Origin of the sequence: Bacteroides mediterraneensis (assembly GCF_016900355.1) — a bacterium.
Classification (GTDB): Bacteria; Bacteroidota; Bacteroidia; order Bacteroidales; family Bacteroidaceae; genus Phocaeicola.
Map to the genome: position 1 here is coordinate 33,383 of NZ_JACJKA010000013.1, position 17,151 is coordinate 50,533.

At 48.0% G+C, this 17,151-nt stretch carries 15 protein-coding genes; 7 read left to right on the forward strand and 8 right to left on the reverse strand.

The window, feature by feature from the left end; translation table 11 throughout:
- Positions 1 to 88: 88 nt before the first annotated feature.
- From H6A28_RS08420 to dnaN, 7 genes are read right to left on the reverse strand one after another with little or no spacing between them, the layout of a single operon-like run.
- Positions 89 to 1,039, reverse strand: coding sequence for an NAD(P)H-dependent flavin oxidoreductase (locus tag H6A28_RS08420; protein ID WP_204473910.1), 951 nt, complete (start codon positions 1,037 to 1,039; stop codon positions 89 to 91).
- 6 nt (positions 1,040 to 1,045) lie between these two features.
- Positions 1,046 to 2,755 carry a tetratricopeptide repeat protein gene (locus tag H6A28_RS08425; protein ID WP_204473908.1) on the reverse strand — a complete coding sequence of 570 codons (1,710 nt, stop codon included), beginning with the start codon at positions 2,753 to 2,755 and terminating at the stop codon, positions 1,046 to 1,048.
- A 22-nt stretch (positions 2,756 to 2,777) separates the two neighbouring features.
- Complete coding sequence (gene rlmB / locus H6A28_RS08430) at positions 2,778 to 3,527, reverse strand: 23S rRNA (guanosine(2251)-2'-O)-methyltransferase RlmB (RefSeq protein ID WP_204473906.1); 750 nt, start codon at positions 3,525 to 3,527, stop codon at positions 2,778 to 2,780.
- 17 nt (positions 3,528 to 3,544) lie between these two features.
- A complete protein-coding gene (recN, locus tag H6A28_RS08435) occupies positions 3,545 to 5,212 on the reverse strand; it encodes a DNA repair protein RecN (RefSeq protein ID WP_204473904.1) in 1,668 nt (555 codons plus the stop codon).
- Positions 5,213 to 5,217: 5 nt separating this feature from the next.
- On the reverse strand, positions 5,218 to 6,423 hold the full coding sequence (gene coaBC, locus H6A28_RS08440; protein ID WP_204479785.1) for a bifunctional phosphopantothenoylcysteine decarboxylase/phosphopantothenate--cysteine ligase CoaBC: 1,206 nt from the start codon (positions 6,421 to 6,423) through the stop codon (positions 5,218 to 5,220).
- A gap of 12 nt (positions 6,424 to 6,435) precedes the next feature.
- On the reverse strand, positions 6,436 to 7,212 hold the full coding sequence (locus H6A28_RS08445; protein WP_204473896.1) for a 3'-5' exonuclease: 777 nt from the start codon (positions 7,210 to 7,212) through the stop codon (positions 6,436 to 6,438).
- A 23-nt stretch (positions 7,213 to 7,235) separates the two neighbouring features.
- Positions 7,236 to 8,360: a DNA polymerase III subunit beta gene (dnaN, locus tag H6A28_RS08450; RefSeq protein WP_204473895.1), complete on the reverse strand. Its 1,125-nt coding sequence runs from the start codon at positions 8,358 to 8,360 to the stop codon at positions 7,236 to 7,238.
- 176 nt (positions 8,361 to 8,536) lie between these two features.
- Here dnaN and H6A28_RS08455 point away from each other — a divergent pair, with 176 nt between their 5' ends.
- On the forward strand, positions 8,537 to 8,908 hold the full coding sequence (locus H6A28_RS08455; protein ID WP_204473893.1) for a DUF3127 domain-containing protein: 372 nt from the start codon (positions 8,537 to 8,539) through the stop codon (positions 8,906 to 8,908).
- Between the two features lie 123 nt (positions 8,909 to 9,031).
- On the opposite strand, the gene rho is transcribed toward H6A28_RS08455, so the two are convergent.
- Positions 9,032 to 11,038: a transcription termination factor Rho gene (gene rho / locus H6A28_RS08460; RefSeq protein WP_204479787.1), complete on the reverse strand. Its 2,007-nt coding sequence runs from the start codon at positions 11,036 to 11,038 to the stop codon at positions 9,032 to 9,034.
- Between the two features lie 302 nt (positions 11,039 to 11,340).
- Here rho and H6A28_RS08465 point away from each other — a divergent pair, with 302 nt between their 5' ends.
- The 6 genes from H6A28_RS08465 to abc-f all read left to right on the forward strand — a co-directional run bounded on the left by H6A28_RS08465 (position 11,341) and on the right by abc-f (position 16,910).
- Complete coding sequence (locus H6A28_RS08465) at positions 11,341 to 11,718, forward strand: RidA family protein (protein ID WP_204479788.1); 378 nt, start codon at positions 11,341 to 11,343, stop codon at positions 11,716 to 11,718.
- Between the two features lie 79 nt (positions 11,719 to 11,797).
- A complete protein-coding gene (locus H6A28_RS08470) occupies positions 11,798 to 13,006 on the forward strand; it encodes a hypothetical protein (RefSeq protein ID WP_239465315.1) in 1,209 nt (402 codons plus the stop codon).
- Between the two features lie 5 nt (positions 13,007 to 13,011).
- Positions 13,012 to 13,755: an MBL fold metallo-hydrolase gene (locus H6A28_RS08475; RefSeq protein ID WP_204479790.1), complete on the forward strand. Its 744-nt coding sequence runs from the start codon at positions 13,012 to 13,014 to the stop codon at positions 13,753 to 13,755.
- Positions 13,756 to 13,768: 13 nt separating this feature from the next.
- Positions 13,769 to 14,146 carry a VOC family protein gene (locus H6A28_RS08480; protein WP_204473887.1) on the forward strand — a complete coding sequence of 126 codons (378 nt, stop codon included), beginning with the start codon at positions 13,769 to 13,771 and terminating at the stop codon, positions 14,144 to 14,146.
- Positions 14,147 to 14,185: 39 nt separating this feature from the next.
- On the forward strand, positions 14,186 to 15,010 hold the full coding sequence (locus H6A28_RS08485) for a DUF3805 domain-containing protein (RefSeq protein WP_204473881.1): 825 nt from the start codon (positions 14,186 to 14,188) through the stop codon (positions 15,008 to 15,010).
- 34 nt (positions 15,011 to 15,044) lie between these two features.
- Entirely contained in the window at positions 15,045 to 16,910 is a 1,866-nt protein-coding gene (abc-f, locus tag H6A28_RS08490; protein ID WP_204479792.1) for a ribosomal protection-like ABC-F family protein, read from the forward strand.
- The last annotated feature ends 241 nt before the right edge of the window (positions 16,911 to 17,151 follow it).

Below are 17,151 nucleotides of genomic sequence, written 5' to 3' on the forward strand. Positions count from 1 at the left end.
TATTTTTCTCTTTCTTATTAAAAGGAAGGTGGAAAAATAAGGGGATTCCTTTGTAAATATCCTCGAATTCAGAAGCCTTTAAGACCTTTTACCAGCCTTGTTTGTCCTGTAGTTGGCGGAGTGCCTTGCGGTAATCCTCCACCAGCTCTGTCATTACCTCATCCACGGTTTGTAACTGGTGAATCTGAGAGGCGGCTTGTCCGATTTCCAGCTCTCCTTCATAGATATCGCCTTCAAAAATGCCTTTTTTAGCCCGGCCCTTTCCTAACAGCAGTCTCATTTCATCGACGGTAGCTCCTTTCTGTTCTGCCTCTACTATTTGTTTGTAGAAGTCATTCTTGACCAGACGGGTAGGAGAAAGCTGCTTGAGGGTCAGTTGGGTATCTCCTTCGTTCAGTCGCAGGCATCGGTCCTTGAAAGTGAAGTGGGCTGAACTCTCTTCTGTCAAAGCAAAGCGGGTACCCATCTGTACTCCTTCTGCGCCCAAGGCTTCCGCAGCCAGGATACCTTCTCCCGACACGATGCCTCCTGCGGCAATGAGGGGCACAGTGCATACCTTTTTCACTGCCGGAATCAGGCAGAAGGTGGTAGTTTCTTCCCGCCCGTTATGTCCGCCAGCCTCAAAGCCTTCGGCTACAATGGCATCTACGCCAGCTTCCTCGCATTTCATGGCAAAACGACTGGAAGATACTACATGGGCTACTTTAATGCCTGCCTGTTGGAGTTTGGAAGTCCATGTTTTGGGATTACCGGCAGAAGTAAACACGATTTTCACTTCCTCCTCCTGGATGATGTCCATCAGCGTTTCAATTTCAGGATACATCAGTGGCACATTGACGCCAAACGGCTTGTCAGTAGCAGCTTTGCATTTGCGGATGTGTTCGCGCAGGGTTTCCGGATGCATGGAGCCGGCTCCTAACAATCCCAGTCCACCTGCGTTGCTGACGGCTGAGGCCAGTCGCCAGCCGCTACACCACACCATTCCTCCTTGAATGATGGGATAGCGGATACCGAAAAGATGACAGATTCTATTGTTCATAGGCTATTATTTATTGTATTTTTCCAGTAGGCTCTTGGCTACGGTATCGCCCAATTTAACGGCCTTTTCCAAGTTGGCCAGCCCTTCTTTTTTCTTGTTTTGCTGTAACTGACAGTAGCCAAGCATACGATAAGCGGCTGAATTCTGTGCATCCAGTTCAATGGCTTTGTTCAGGGCCTCGATGGCTTCATTCAGCTGGTTGACACGGAGATGTACACCTCCTTTCTCTGCCCAATAGTTCGCATTTTTAGGCTCCATTTCGATGGCTTGGTTGATGTCGTTGATGGCCTGCTGGTACATGCGGCATTGCATTTCCGCTTGTTCACGGATAGAGTAGAATTCTGCGGAAACTTGTCCCATCATGGCATCGTAGAAAAGATTGTAATCTGCTACGGCTTCCCGGAACTGGTTGTCTTCCGCTTTCATGCGAGCCCGTTCGAAGAGATAAGGAGCTGCATCTTTTCCGTAGGGTGGATTGTATTTAGCTACAGCACTGTCCATCAATGCAATTGCTTCTTTCTTGGAGGAACCTTCAATCAGTTCCTTCGTTTTGGCAGCTGCATAATAAGTAGCAGCAGAGGCAATTGGGGAGCGATTCACTTCTTCGTAGCTGGCGAAGGCTTCCGGGTATTTCTGCATGGCGAAATAAATGTCGCCTTGCAGCTGGTAATACAATCCTTGCTTGTCGCTCTCAAGGGCTGTATTGATTTCCTTCAGCGCCCGTTCCAGTGTCCAGTCGCCATAAGGTTTGGCACCCTGCAATCCCAATACATAGTTATACAGCAGTTTGGAGCGATTATAGTAAGCATCAGCTTTGTTGTCAGAAACCTCCACCATGGCCTCCAAGTCTTTCTCAGCCAATGCATAGTGGGTATCGTCACCATATCCAATGTAGCAGGTAGCTCGGCGGGAGTAACCTTCGCTGTTTTTGGGGAACTTTTGGATGAATTCATTCAGCAGGTTCAAGTACTCATCCTGATTCAGGCTAGACGAAGCCATGTATACATACACCAGAGCCTGTGATTCATCTTCCGGTAATCCTTTGCGGATGCCGATGGTATTCAGTGCAAAGTCATTGGCCGACAAAGCGCTGATGGAAAGGCTCTTGGCATATCCGATGCCGATGGCATAGCTCGAAGTACTTTCCTTATCACTGTTTTTCTGTACCAATCCTATCACTTCTCCTTCTGCGTTCATTACGGGGCAGCTGACGGTCTTGTCGCCTGTCTTCATGTTCAGAGTATAGTAAAAAGAATTGTGGCTGATGGTGTCAATCTTGGCAATGGTGCCGTGCGTACCTGTCGTTGCTTTCTGTGTAGAGTAGGGCAGTACATACACGGTCTCGTTCACTGTTCCTGGGCGAGAGGTGGGCTGCAAGGCTTCAATCTTTTTATCGGAAGCCGTTTTGAACTTCACTACGTCGTACATGTCATTGGCTCCTAAAATGTATTCTACAGGAAGTTCTTTTCCTTCGGCAGTGACTACGACGGCGCGTTCAGCCCCTTTAAATAAGGTATAATCCGAAACACCCGTACCGTTCTCATCAATGTAGAATCCATTACCAGTATTGAGAATCTGATTGTCTTTGTCATACGTGACGACGGAAAATACCGCTTTCCGGGCTTTATTGGCCCATTTGGGAAGTTCCTGGGCAAACCCCATCTGGAAAGCCGTTCCGCAGCACGTCAGGATAAGGGTAAATTTTCTTATGTTCATGGTAGTCTATGTTTTATTATTTTTATTCTTCTCCGAAACCTCTTTGTTTTACGGCTTCATAGATCAATATACCTGCTGCTACGGATACGTTCAGTGATTCAATGTTTCCAAACAAAGGAATCTTGATCCATTCGTCGCAAAGGGCCAGGTGGTCGTAAGGCACACCTGTATCTTCTGCTCCCATGATGATGCACGTGGGACTCTTGTAATCGGCCTTGGTATAATCGTAATCACCTTTCTCTGTGGCTGCTACAATTTTGAATCCGCTGTCTTTCAGAAATTTGATGGTATTTGTAATGTTGCTTTCCCGACAGACAGGGATTGTGTGCAGAGCCCCTGCGGAAGTTTTGATGGCATCCGCATTCACACTGACACTGTTCTTGGAGGGGATAATGATAGCATCTACTCCGGCGCATTCACACGTACGTGCAATGGCTCCGAAATTGCGTACGTCGGTCAGCCCGTCCAGCAGAATGAGCAACGGATTCTTTCCCTGTTCAAATAGGAAAGGTACGATGTCTTCCGTACGCTGGTAAGTGATGGGCGAGATAAAAGCCACCACCCCTTGATGGTTCTTCTTGGTGATACGGTTGATGCGTTCCACCGGCACTCGTTGTACGGGTATAAAAGTATCTTTCAATACTGCAAAGAGTTCCTTCGACAAGTCACTCTGGATGTCTTTTTTGATTAATACCTTGTCAATTTCTTTTCCGGCCTGGATAGCCTCGATGACGGCGCGTACGCCGAAAATCATTTCGTTCTTTTCTATCATGGTCTTGTAGTTTCTTGTTATGAGTTAAAGCCTAACAGGGCACGCGCATTCTGTACGGCTGCATCTGTAAGCGTACTGCCGCTGAGCATGTGGGCGATTTCCTGTACCCGTTCCTCGTCCGACAACCGCCGGATGTGGCTGTTGGTTCCGGTCTCGGTGTCTTCCTTGTACACCTTGTAGTGCGCGATGCCGCGGGCGGCAATCTGTGGCAGGTGGGTGATACTGATGACTTGTCGATTCTGTCTTCCCATATCCTGCATAATGAGTGCCATTTTCTCTGCAATGGAACCCGAAACCCCAGTGTCAATCTCATCGAAAATGATGGTAGGGAGTTTTACAGCTCCTGCAATCATGGCCTTGAGCGAGAGCATTACGCGGGCAATCTCACCGCCCGAAGCAATGGAAGCTACATTCTGTAGCGTACCGTTTTTGTTGGCTGAGAAGAGGAAATTCACACTGTCCATCCCTCTGCTGTCCGGTTCTTTGCGGGCTGTCAATTCCACGGCAAATCGTACGTTGGGCATTCCTAATGGAATGAGTAGAGATTCCATTTGCGATTCGATGTGACGGGCCGACTGGGTGCGGAGTTGAGTCAGCACCTTAGCCTGTTTCAGTACTTCAGTGTAAAGTCCTTTCTTTTCTTCTTCCAGTTTCGCAATCCGGTCATCGAAAGAAGTAATGGCATTCAATTGGTTGCGGTAGTTGTCTGTTAGTTCCAGCAGTTCCTCTACCGTTTGTACGTGATGTTTCTGTTGCAAAGAGTAAATCAGGTTCAGCCGTTCGTTTACGAAATCGAGACGAGAGGGATTGAATTCCACTTCTTCTTCCGCATTGCCAATTTCGCGGGCGAGATCCTTCAGCTCGATGTAGCAGCTGTTCAGTCTTTCCATCCATTCCCGTGCAGGAGCATAGACCTGTGTGAGCCCTTGGAGTGTTTGCATACATTCCTTGGTGAGTGATACCGTACCACCTTCTTCGCCGTTAATCAGTTGGCTGGCCTTGTAGAGTCCGGCCTTGATGTCTTCTGCATGGCTCAAGGTTTCTGCTTCCTGTTCCAAGTCTGTCTGTTCGTTTTCCTTCAGTCCGGCTTCCTCTAATTGCTCCAGTTGGAAACGGATATAGTCTTCATCCTGTCGGCTCTTTTCGGCCTGTGCAATGAAATCTTCCAGTTCTTTCGTTACCTTTTTATACGCCTGATAGACGGCCTGATAGGCAGAGAGCTGTGCTTCGTCTTGCGCCAGAATATCGAGGATATTCAATTGAAATCCCTCTTTATTCAGCAGCAGATTCTGATGCTGGCTATGCACATCGATTAGTTTTTCGCCCAGCACTTTCATTTGTGCAAGTGAAGCTGGAGTGTCGTTGATGAACGCCCGGCTTTTCCCGTTGGCCGATACTTCACGGCGCAGAATACATTCATCCGGTTCGTATTCAATGTCGTTTTCCCGGAAGAACGGTTCCATGCCATAGTTGGCAATCCGGAAGGTCGCTTCCACAATGCACTTCGAAGCCCCCTTTTTGATGGCTTTCACGTCGGCCCGTTGTCCTAACAAAAGCCCGATAGCCCCCAAGATGATGGACTTTCCCGCCCCGGTTTCACCGGTAATGACCGAAAAACCGGAAGTGAAGCTGATGTCCAGCTTGTCAATCAAGGCATAGTTTTGTATGAAAATAGACTGTAGCATGGTATTTAAGAATGAAACAGACTCGAAAGTTTGTCTACAATGTCTTCGGCCACTTCTTTCTTGCTTTTCAGTGGATAAGAAATGGCTTCTGAACGGTCGATAATCGTAATTTTATTGGTATCACAACGAAAGCCGGCTCCTTTGTCGTTCAGCGAGTTAAGCACGATGAAATCGAAGTTTTTCCTTGTCAGTTTGTCCTGGGCATGACTTACTTCGTCGCAGGTTTCTAAGGCAAATCCCACCAGTACTTGTCCTGGCCGTTTTTCCTTTCCGAGCGAGGCGGCTATGTCGCAGGTCGGCTTCAATCGCAGTACGAGGTCATCTTTCTCCCGTTTGATTTTCTGTCCGGCTACCTGCTCTGGTGTGAAGTCGGCTACGGCCGCACAAAGGATTCCGGCGTCGGCCTCCTTAAAGGCTTTTGTGGCAGCCTGATGCATTTCCGCCGCACTTTCCACGTCAATGCGGTGAATGTGCGGATGAACGGTATGCAGGGTGACAGGCCCACTTACCAAAGTCACTTCTGCTCCTCGTGAGGCACAAGCTTCGGCCAGGGCATATCCCATCTTTCCGGAAGAATAGTTGCCGATAAAGCGTACCGGATCAATTTTTTCATATGTAGGGCCCGCCGTGATGACGATTTTCCGTCCAGCCAAGTCCTGTTGGCGGGTGAAGAATTCTTCCAATACCTCTACAATCTTCTCCGGCTCCTCCATGCGCCCTTTACCTACCAGGTGGCTGGCCAGTTCGCCAGAGGCCGGTTCGATGATGTGGTTACCGTAGCTGCGCAGAATGTCCAGGTTATGCTGAGTAGAAGGGTGGGCAAACATGTCCAAGTCCATGGCTGGAGCCACGAAAACCGGAGCCTTCATCGACAAGTAAGTCGTGACCAGCATGTTGTCGGCGATTCCGTGTGCCATCTTTCCGATGGTGGAAGCTGTAGCCGGAGCGATGACCATGGCGTCGGCCCACAATCCCAAGTCCACGTGACTATGCCACGTGCCGTCGCGCTGTGAGAAGAACTCACTGATGACCGGTTTGCTGGTCAGTGCTGACAGCGTGATAGGAGTGATAAATTCCTTTCCTGCCGGAGTGATGACAATCTGCACTTCCGCTCCTTTTTTGATGAGTCCGCGAGTTAATACTGCTGCCTTATAGGCTGCAATACTGCCCGTGATGCCCAGTACGATTTTCTTTCCTTTTAGTGTGCTCATGTACCGTCCGTTTTACTTCACCAAACCTGTTTCGCGCAGACGGATTTTAGTCAGCACATTTTTGGTGTTCAAGGTAAAGTCTCCGTTCATAATCCAACCATAGTATCCCATGTCTTTCTTGAGCACTTCGGCTACAGGAATTCCTTTGTATTTTCCGAAGTTGAAAACTTCCACTCCCTTGTCGTCATAAATGATTCTTCCGGCAAAGTCCACATTCTTGCTGTAGCTGGAGTAATCCGACAGAAAATTGATGTCGTTTTGCAATACATCCGGATAATGGTCAAGCTGTGCTTTCAGTACTTCATACGTAGCTCGTGTATCGGCTTCGGCAGTATGCGCATCTTCCAGATTCTTGCCACAATAGAACTTGTAGGCAGCCGAAAGTGTGCGCTGTTCCAGCTTGTGGTAAATCACCTGCACGTCGATGAATTTCCGTTTGGTCAGGTCGATGTCAATGCCTGCCCGCAGAAATTCTTCCACCAATACGGGTACATCGAAACGGTTGGAATTGAATCCGGCAATGTCTGCCCCTTCAATATCTTTGGCAATATCCTTTGCCACCTCCTTGAAAGTCGGGCAGTCGGCCACATCTTCATCGTGAATGCCATGGATGGCTGTGGATGCCTCTGGAATGTGCATTTCCGGGTTGATACGGAGTGTTTTGGCTTCCTCGTTTCCGTTGGGATATACTTTCAAGTAACAGATTTCAACGATACGGTCTGTATTGATATTGGTGCCCGTGGTCTCCAGGTCGAAGAACACGAGCGGATTTTTCAGATTCAGTTTCATAAGTTAGGTATACAAATGAGTAATTAGTCATTTAACATCATCGGCATCAACAGCATCAGCAGGTCTTCATTCTCTTCCTGTTCTTCCGGAACGATGACTCCTGCACGTGACGGATCAGCCAGTTCGATAATGATATTTTGTGCAGAGATATTGTTCAGAATGTCAATCAGGAACGATGACTTGAAGCCGATGCTCATCGGATTTCCGTCATACTGGCAAACGATGGTTTCTTCGGCAGATGTAGAAAAATCAATATCCTGTGCAGAAATCTTCATCTGGTTTTCTGACAAGCTTAGTTTAATCAAACTGCTTGACTGAGAAGAGAACACTGACACACGGCGCAAGGCACTGATGAACAATGCGCGGTCGATGATGGCGCGGTGCGGGTTGTTTTGCGGAATCACTGAGTTGTAGTTCGGATAACGTCCTTCAATCAGGCGGCAAATCATCTGGTAGTTTTCCAAGGTGAACATGGCGTTGCGGTCGTCAAAACCGATTTGTACGTCTCCCTGTTCCTTCGGCAGCAAGCCCTTCAGTAGGTTGGCGGGCTTTTTCGGGAGGATGAAGGCTGCTTTCTCAGCTCCGTGTGCTGCATAAGTCTTGCAACGCACCAGTTTGTGCCCGTCGCTGGCAACTAAGGTGATGTCTTCTGTGCTTATATCAAAATAAATACCGTTCATTACCGGACGAAGTTCATCGTCGGCCGTGGCAAACAAGCTGCGGTTTACTCCGTTCATTAAAATGTCTGCTCCTATGGTTACTTGTACGGCGTTGCTGCCCAATTCCTGTGCTTGCGGATATTCGTCGGCATTCTGTCCCATCAGGCTGTATTTACCGTTCTGGTACTGTACGGTGATTTCCATGTTGCTGGTTTCAATATGGAAACTCAACGGTTGTTCAGGGATTTCCTTCAATGCTTCCAGCAAAGTCTTGGAAGAAACGGCAAAGCGGCCGTCGCTGTCGGATTCGTTCACTTCGATAGAAGTGGACAGGGTTGTATCGTTGTCCGAAGCAGTCATAAAGAGTGTACCGTCTCTCAGTTCGAAAAGGAAACAGTCTAAAATAGGTAATGAATTTCTGGAGTTGATGACTCGGCTGATAGCCTGCAAATGGCTGAATAAAGCAGTACTTGAAACGATAAACTTCATAGTTGTTTTATATTTATTTTTGTTTTGTTTTTGTTCTTAGAAAGCATCTGGGGATGCTTTAAACCAATTGCCAAAGTTACGAAAAGATTGCATACAGCCCATAAAAAAAGGTCCTAAAAATTAGTTTTCTTCTGTGGAAAATCGTAATTTCGTCACCGAATTTAAAAACAATATTTATGGAATTAGCAGGAAGAGTGATTGCAGTTTTGGAGCCGAAAGGCGGTACTTCACGTAATGGAAATGAATGGAAAGTTCAAGAATATGTGATTGAAACACACGATCAATATCCGCGTCGTATGTGCTTTGATGTATTCGGTGATGATAAAATCAAACAGTTTAATATTCAGATAGGAGAGGAACTGAATGTGTCTTTCGACATTGACGCCCGCGAATGGCAGGGGCGCTGGTTCAACAGTATTCGTGCCTGGAAAGTAGAACGGGTAGGGGCAGCTCCTCAGATACCTCCTACGGAAGCTCCTTTCCCTCCGGTAAATGCGGCTCCGGCTGATTTCTCTGCCACAGATGAGAAAGACGATCTGCCGTTTTAAAAAAGAGAAGAATATCAGAAAAGGTGCCCGAAGCGGTACCTTTTTTTTGTGTCCGAAGAAAAGAAAAACTCCCCTGTGTGCATAAGTGGCACAGGGGAGTTTCCTTCTTTTTATAGCTGATTCTCAAGAATTCATACTCATCAGGAATTCGTCGTTGTCCTTGGTCTTTTCCAGACGGTCTTTTACGAAGTCCATGGCTTCTATCGGGTTCATGTCCGCCAGGTACTTGCGGAGAATCCACATGCGGTCGAGTGTAGTCTTGTCCAGCAACAGGTCGTCGCGACGAGTACTTGATGCCACGATGTTGACAGCCGGGAAGATACGTTTATTGCTCAGGTTGCGGTCGAGCTGCAGTTCCATGTTACCTGTTCCCTTGAATTCTTCGAAGATTACTTCATCCATTTTGGAGCCGGTATCAATTAGTGCGGTGGCTACAATGGTCAATGAACCACCTCCTTCAATGTTACGGGCAGCACCGAAGAAACGTTTGGGTTTGTGTAGTGCGTTGGCATCCACACCTCCTGACAGCACTTTGCCCGATGCCGGGGAAACGGTGTTGTAGGCACGTGCCAGACGAGTGATAGAGTCGAGGAAGATGACCACATCGTGTCCGCATTCTACCATGCGTTTTGCCTTTTCTAATACGATGCCTGCAATTTTTACGTGGCGTTCAGCCGGTTCATCAAAAGTAGAAGCAATTACTTCGGCTTTTACGCTGCGGGCCATGTCGGTCACTTCTTCCGGACGCTCGTCGATGAGCAGCATAATCATGTACACTTCCGGATGGTTGGCGGCAATGGCATTGGCAATGTCTTTCATCAAAATAGTCTTACCGGTCTTGGGCTGTGCCACAATCAGTGCACGCTGTCCTTTACCGATTGGAGCAAACAAATCTACCACACGGGCTGAAAGGTTGTCGTTATATCCCTTGCACAATTTGAATTTCTCGTCAGGGAAAAGAGGAGTAAGATGATCAAATGGAATACGGTCGCGCACCAAAGCCGGGTCGAGTCCGTTGATTTTGGATACTTTGACCAGCGGGAAATATTTTTCACCTTCTTTCGGTGGGCGGATAGTGCCTTCAACCACGTCGCCGGTTTTCAAGCCAAGCAGTTTGATTTGTGATTGAGATACGTAAATATCGTCGGGTGAAGAAAGATAGTTGTAATCGGAAGAGCGGAGGAAGCCATAACCGTCGGGCATAATCTCCAGTACTCCAGTCCCTTGAAGAATATCGTCAAAATCGTATGCTTTTTCTGCAGGCTTTTGTGCAGAAGCCGTATTGGTCTGGTTGTCTGTAGCGGCTGCAGTCGGTTGTCCTGCAGGGGTGTTTGGAGCAGCTGCTTGCGTGTTATTGTCTTTTCCTTGATTATTATTGTTATTGGGACGGTTGTTCCGGTTATTCTGGCGAGCCTGGCGCTGTGGAAATTTTTGTTTGGGTTCTTTAGCGGCAGGAGCGGGTGCTTCCACTTTAGTCGCTTCAAATTTGCCGAGCAGTTCTGAAGGTATCTCAAATTTTTCCGATGGCAGGTCTTCTATAGGGATAAAGTCGTTGTTGCTCAAATCCAATGGAGGAAGTTCCATGTCGTCATCGATGGGAAGTGGAGCAGCTGCTGTCGTTTCTTCTTTTTGTTGTTTTTCTGCTTCCTGCGCTTCTTTAGCCAGTGTCGATTTGTTTTTAGAACCCGGTTTACGTCCGCGTTTTGCTTTGGGCTTTTCTTCTGCGGCTGTAGTTTCAACAGGAATCGTTTCTCCCTCCGCAGGTGCCGTTTCTGTAATTGTTGTGTTTTCGGATGGAGCAGGTATTTCTTTAAATAAAGGTGCCGGAGCCGGGAGAACAGGGGTGTTGGCTTCCAGTTTCTGCGCTTTGTCTTTGGTAGCTGTATACACTTTATCCCCTTCTTTTTTTATGCTGATGCGTGAACGCTTGCGTGGCTGCCCTTCTTTGCGTTCTTCATTGTTTTGTTGGGCGGCCACTTTTTTGGTGGCACCGACAATAGCTTGTTCGTCCAGAATGCGGTATACCAATTCTTCTTTTCGCAGCGAATCGGTTTTTTTCAGACCCAACTCTTTGGCAATCTGCTGCAATTCCGACAAATCTTTGTCGTTTAATTGAATGATATTGTACATAAAATAGGTTAAATGATATAATTAATATTGGTCGTGTGAAACATGACAAACCATCGAGAGGTCTCTTTCCTCTTTCACACGTATTTGAATTTCGAAAGATTTTGATTGTTGTTTTTGATTTGGGAATAGGATGCGATGTACGTTTCCAGATACCCTTTTGTTTCATTGCGAGGACAAAAGTAAGTGTTTTTTGTGATAATCACGAATAAATGGTGACTTTTTTTCATATTTCTCTCTCCCGATTGAAAGAAATGTGCTAATTTAGCCGTTGAAAATACAATTTAAATGATTGATTAACTCTTATGAAAAAAGTAATTTTTACAGAAAAAGCTCCTGCTGCCATTGGCCCATACAGCCAGGCTGTGGAAGTAAACGGTATGGTATTCTTGTCTGGACAGATTCCGGTAGATCCGGCTACAGGCGAGGTAGTAGAAGGTGGAATCAAGGAACAAACCACACGGGTGTTTGAAAACATCAAGAACGTGCTGGCTGAAGCTGGACTGACTACTGCCAATGTAGTAAAGACTACGGTATTCCTGTCTGATATGGCCTTGTTTGGCGACATGAATGCTGTGTATGCCCGGTATTTTGAGGGCGATTTCCCAGCTCGTTCGGCTGTAGCCGTAAAGGCTTTGCCAAAGGGAGTGCTGGTAGAAATAGAAAGTATTGCGGTAAGATAACCGCAGGCCGGAGCAGGCACGGGGGGAAGTTTTTATCCGGGGCTGCTCCGGTATTTTTTTAATGGGTAATTTTGTGATGATGTTACTGAGAAAGTTTAAAATCAGGAAAGAGAATAAATGGAAGCTGGCCACTTTCGTGTTGGCCGTGCTGGTTGCCATTGCTACGACTTTGTATATTTTTAGGTATGAACCTTTTTCATCCGGACTGGAAATTACCGATGAACTGGGTGGAAATATCTTCCCCGTTACGATTCTTTCCACTGCTACGACGGATGCCCAGTTGATTGTGCCGGGCGACAGTACCTATTTGGGTAATCCTAAATCGTGTATCGCCATCAAGATACGCAGCCCTCATGCCAATAGCAAACTTCACATTGAATTAGCGGAGACGCCGTTTTTTGCCCATTCTATTTCTGAATTCATTTTGCCGGAGTCGGGGAAGGAATACTTGATTTTTCCGGACGTAATATGGAACTATCAGGCGTTGCTGGAGAACACACAGGCCATGCCGGTCACGGTGTCGGTACAGGCGAAGCTGAACAACGGGCGAGTATATTCGGCGGTACATACCTATTCTGTGCGCAGCATCAACGAATGTCTGTTGGGCTATATTGACAGCAACATGAAGTTTCACGACACGGGTGAGTTCTTTGCCGCATATGTGAATGAGGATAACCCGAACATCAGTCAGGTGTTGCGCGAGGCTCTTGATTCGCGCATCGTCAACCGTTTCTGGGGGTATCAGAGCAAGGACACGATAGTGGTCGACAAGCAGGTGTATGCACTGTGGTATGTGTTGCAGAAAAGAGGGTTCAAGTACAGTTCCATCAGCAACAGCAGCCTTTCTTCGAACGTGGTGTTCACCCAGCGGGTGCGGACGTTCGACGATGCCCTGAAATCAGCCCAGATTAACTGTGTGGACGGAAGCGTGCTGTTTGCCTCTTTGCTGAAAGCTGTCAATATCAACCCGATTCTGGTGCGGGTGCCGGGCCACATGTTCGTAGGTTATTATACAGACCGTCTGCATCGGAACATTCATTTCTTGGAAACGTCCATGATTGGTGACGTGAACCTGGATGACTTCTTCCCGGAAGAAAAACTGGATTCTACCATGATGGGAAAGTCGCAGGAGAGTGTGTCGAAGTTCATGTTCGAGAAATCCAAGGAATATGCTACCCGTATTTACAACGAACATAAAGACCTGATTCATTCGGGAAAGGTGAACTACATGTTCTTGGAAATAGACAAGGCCACGCGGGCATACGTACAACCCATAGCTGGAAAATAAACCTCATGAAACTGGTGTATCTGTATCATAGCGGCTTTGCCCTGCTGGGCGAAGGCTATACTATCGTATTTGATTATTTTGAAGATTCCCGGTCGGCCGACAAGGGGATTCTGCACGAAGAAATCCTTTCACGGGAAGGACAACTGTATGTGTTGGCCAGCCATTCCCATTATGACCATTTCAACCGGGAGGTGTTGTCGTGGAGCGCACGCCGGCCGGACATCGTCTATGTGTTTTCGCGCGACATTCAGCTTTCTGCTGGAAATACCCACTTGCGGACGATACACTGGATGGAGAAAGGCGATGTGTTTCAGGATGATTTTCTGGAAATACGAGCCTTTGGTTCGACTGATATCGGCGTTTCGTTCTTGGTGAAGGTGGAAGGAAAAACGGTGTTCCACGCCGGTGACCTGAACAACTGGCACTGGATGGACGAGAGTCCCGAAGCTGAATGGAAGCGCGATGAAGCTTTCTTTCTGAGAGAATTGGAAGATATTGCTGCTTATACTGACCGGATGGATGTGGTGATGTTTCCGGTGGACCCCCGGCTGGGAAAGGAATACATGCGCGGCCCTGTGCAGTTTGTGAAACGGATAAAAACTGCTATCTTTGTACCGATGCATTTCGACGAAGCCTATGCAAAGGCTGAGGATTTCGTCCCGTTGGCCGCACAGGAGGGTACACGTGTGTGGGTACCTGTCCGCAGGGGCCAGCAGACAGACTTGGATAATATGACTATAGAAAACTAAAATAGAAAAAGACATGGAAATAAAAGGAAGATTTGACCATTTCAATATCAACGTGACCAACCTCGAAAAAAGTATCCAATTTTATGAGAAGGCGCTGGGCTTGCACGAGTCTCACCGCAAGGAAGCGGCCGACGGTTCGTTCATTTTGGTGTATCTCACCGACGGCAGTTCAAATTTCCTGCTGGAACTGACTTGGTTGCGCGACCATACACAGGCCTATGAACTGGGTGAAAATGAAAGTCATTTGTGTCTGCGTGTGGCAGGCGATTACGACGAGGCCCGTAAGTTCCATAAGGAAATGGGATGTGTCTGCTTCGAAAACGAACAGATGGGACTGTATTTCATCAACGACCCGGATGATTATTGGATTGAGATTCTTCCGCTGAAGTAAATCAGTCCGATGGGTATACGAACATAAAACAAACATATCATGAAAAAATATATCTCTCCGGGGGCGTGGTTTTCACTGGAGTACCCCGACAACTGGTGTGAATTTGAGGATACGGAAGACAGCTTCCTGTTTTATAATCCGAACAAGTGGAGCGGCAATTTCCGCATTTCGGCCTATCGGGGCGAAGGGTCGGATTATGCTGCGGCGTGTATGGAAGATGAATTGCGCAAAGTGCGCGGAGCCAAGAAAGTAAAGTTGGGAAGTTGGGACTGTGTCTATTCGGCCGAGAGCTTTCAGGAAAACAATGTGTGGTACACTACGCACATCTGGGTGACCGGGCGAGGTGAGATTTCGGTGGAATGTTCGTTTACCGTAATCAAAGGAGAGAGCCCGAAAGCCGGAGAGGCAATTGTGGCCTCGTTGAAGGTACGTACTGCCTCCGACAAGCCGGTGAAAGCCGTCATTCCGGTGCGGGTGTTAGAAATCAACCAGATAAACGAAGATTACGATTGGGCCGTTTCCACGGTCAAGAAGCAGTTGACCAAGGACTTTACGGGCACGGAGGCCGATTTGGCAAACTTGCAGAAGGTGATGGACAGCGGGCGCTTCAACCCCAAGCAGCGTCAGGCATGGGAAGGATTCGGTACGGCTTTCGGCGTGATACTGGTCAATGAGATGGACGGCATGGAATGGGTGACGGTCATCGACGGACCGAAAGAATATCCGGCCTTGCAGTTCGGTGGCTCGAAGGTAAGAGTGAATCCAGTGGCCCTGATTTGGGACAAGGTGCGCAACGGACAGCCGTGCAACCTGAAAGCGGAATTCGAACGGATTAAGAACGAGGTGGAAGCGGCCATGGATTGAGCTTTCGGCTTATGTACTTTAGAAGCAATCAATTATGACTCCTTATTTACAAGTAGAAAACCTGACCAAGTCGTTCGGCGACTTGGTGCTTTTTAATGAAATATCTTTTGGCATTGCGGAAGGACAGCGCATCGGACTGATTGCCAAGAACGGTTCGGGCAAGACCACCTTGCTGAACATCTTGGCGGGAAAGGAAGGCTATGACGAAGGAAAAATCACTTTCCGTCGCGACCTGCGCGTGGGTTATCTGGAACAGAGTCCGAAGTATCCGGAAGAGCTGACCGTGCTCGAGGCATGTTTCTATCATGGCAACTCCACGGTAGAACTGATCAAGGAATACGAACGGTGCATGGAAACGCCCGGCAATCCCGGACTGGATGACCTGCTGGCACGGATGGAGCACGAGAAGGCGTGGGATTACGAACGACGGGCCAAGCAGATTCTCTCGCAGCTGAAAATCCGCGACTTTTCCCAAAAAATCGGACACTTGTCCGGCGGACAGTTGAAGCGGGTGGCATTGGCCAATGTGCTGATTACGGAACCGGACCTGCTGATTTTAGACGAGCCGACCAACCACCTCGACCTGGACATGACCGAGTGGCTGGAGGAATACCTGAACCGCGGAAGCCTGAGTCTGCTCATGGTGACGCACGACCGTTATTTCCTGGACCGGGTATGCTCGGAGATCATAGAGATAGACAACCGCCAGCTGTATTCTTATAAAGGCAATTACAGTTATTACCTGGAAAAACGTCAGGAGCGCATCGAGGCGACCAATGCGGAGATTGCTCGTGCCAACAACCTGTATCGCACGGAGTTGGAATGGATGCGACGGATGCCGCAGGCCCGCGGTCACAAGGCCCGCTATCGGGAAGAAGCTTTCTATGAATTGGAGAAAGTGGCCAAGCAGCGGAGCTATGACTCGAACGTGAAACTGGATGTCAAGGCGTCGTACATCGGTTCGAAGATTTTCGAGGCCGACCATCTCTGCAAGCGTTTCGGCGACCTGGTGATACTGGACGATTTCTCGTACGTCTTTGCCCGTTATGAGAAGATGGGTATCGTGGGTAACAACGGTACCGGCAAGTCGACGTTCATCAAGATTCTGATGGGACTGGAGAAGGCGGATAGCGGGACGCTGGACATCGGCGAGACCGTCCGTTTCGGTTATTACTCGCAGGAGGGGCTGAAGTTCAATGAGCAGATGAAGGTGATTGACGTGATTACCGACATTGCCGAGGTGATAGAGTTGGGCAATGGCAAACGGCTTACGGCTTCGCAGTTCCTGCAGCATTTTCTGTTCACTCCCGAAACACAGCACAGCTATGTGTACAAGTTGAGCGGGGGAGAACGCCGCCGTCTGTATCTCTGTACGGTGCTGATGCGGAACCCGAACTTCCTGGTGCTTGACGAGCCGACTAACGACTTGGACATCGTGACCTTGCAGGTGCTGGAGGAATATTTGCAGAACTTCAAGGGATGCGTCATCGTGGTGAGCCACGACCGTTATTTCATGGACAAGGTGGTCGACCATCTGCTGGTGTTCAAAGGTCAGGGTGACATCCGTGATTTCCCTGGCAACTATTCCGACTACCGTGACTGGAAGCTGGCCAAGGCGGAATACGACAAGGAGGCCGCCAAACCGAAGGAGGAAAAGACCCAGCGTGTCCGTTTGAACGAAAAACGTCGCCTGACGTTCAAGGAGCGGAAAGAGTTGGAGCAATTGGAAAAAGACATTGCTGCCTTGGAGGAGGAAAAGAAGCAGTTGGAAGCCTCCTTGTGCAGTGGCACCTTGAGTGTGGACGAACTGACCGAGAAGTCGAAACGTCTGCCAGTCCTAAATGACGAGCTCGACGAGAAGAGTATGCGCTGGCTGGAATTAAGTGAAATTGAGGGCTAAAAAACGCCTTTACGTTTGGACTTAAACGCAAGTGCGTTTTGATCCAAACGCAAGGACGTTTTAGGTAAAACGCAAGTACGTTTAAGAGCAAACGCACTTGCGTTTTTTTATGTTGTTTTTGGCGTGAAAGTAAGAATTTATAGATGATAGATTAATTTGTTGTATATCAATTATTTATCTAATCTTGAAAAATCGGTAACGAAATGGGGTGTACGGTGGAAGGAATTTCCGTGAACAGAAG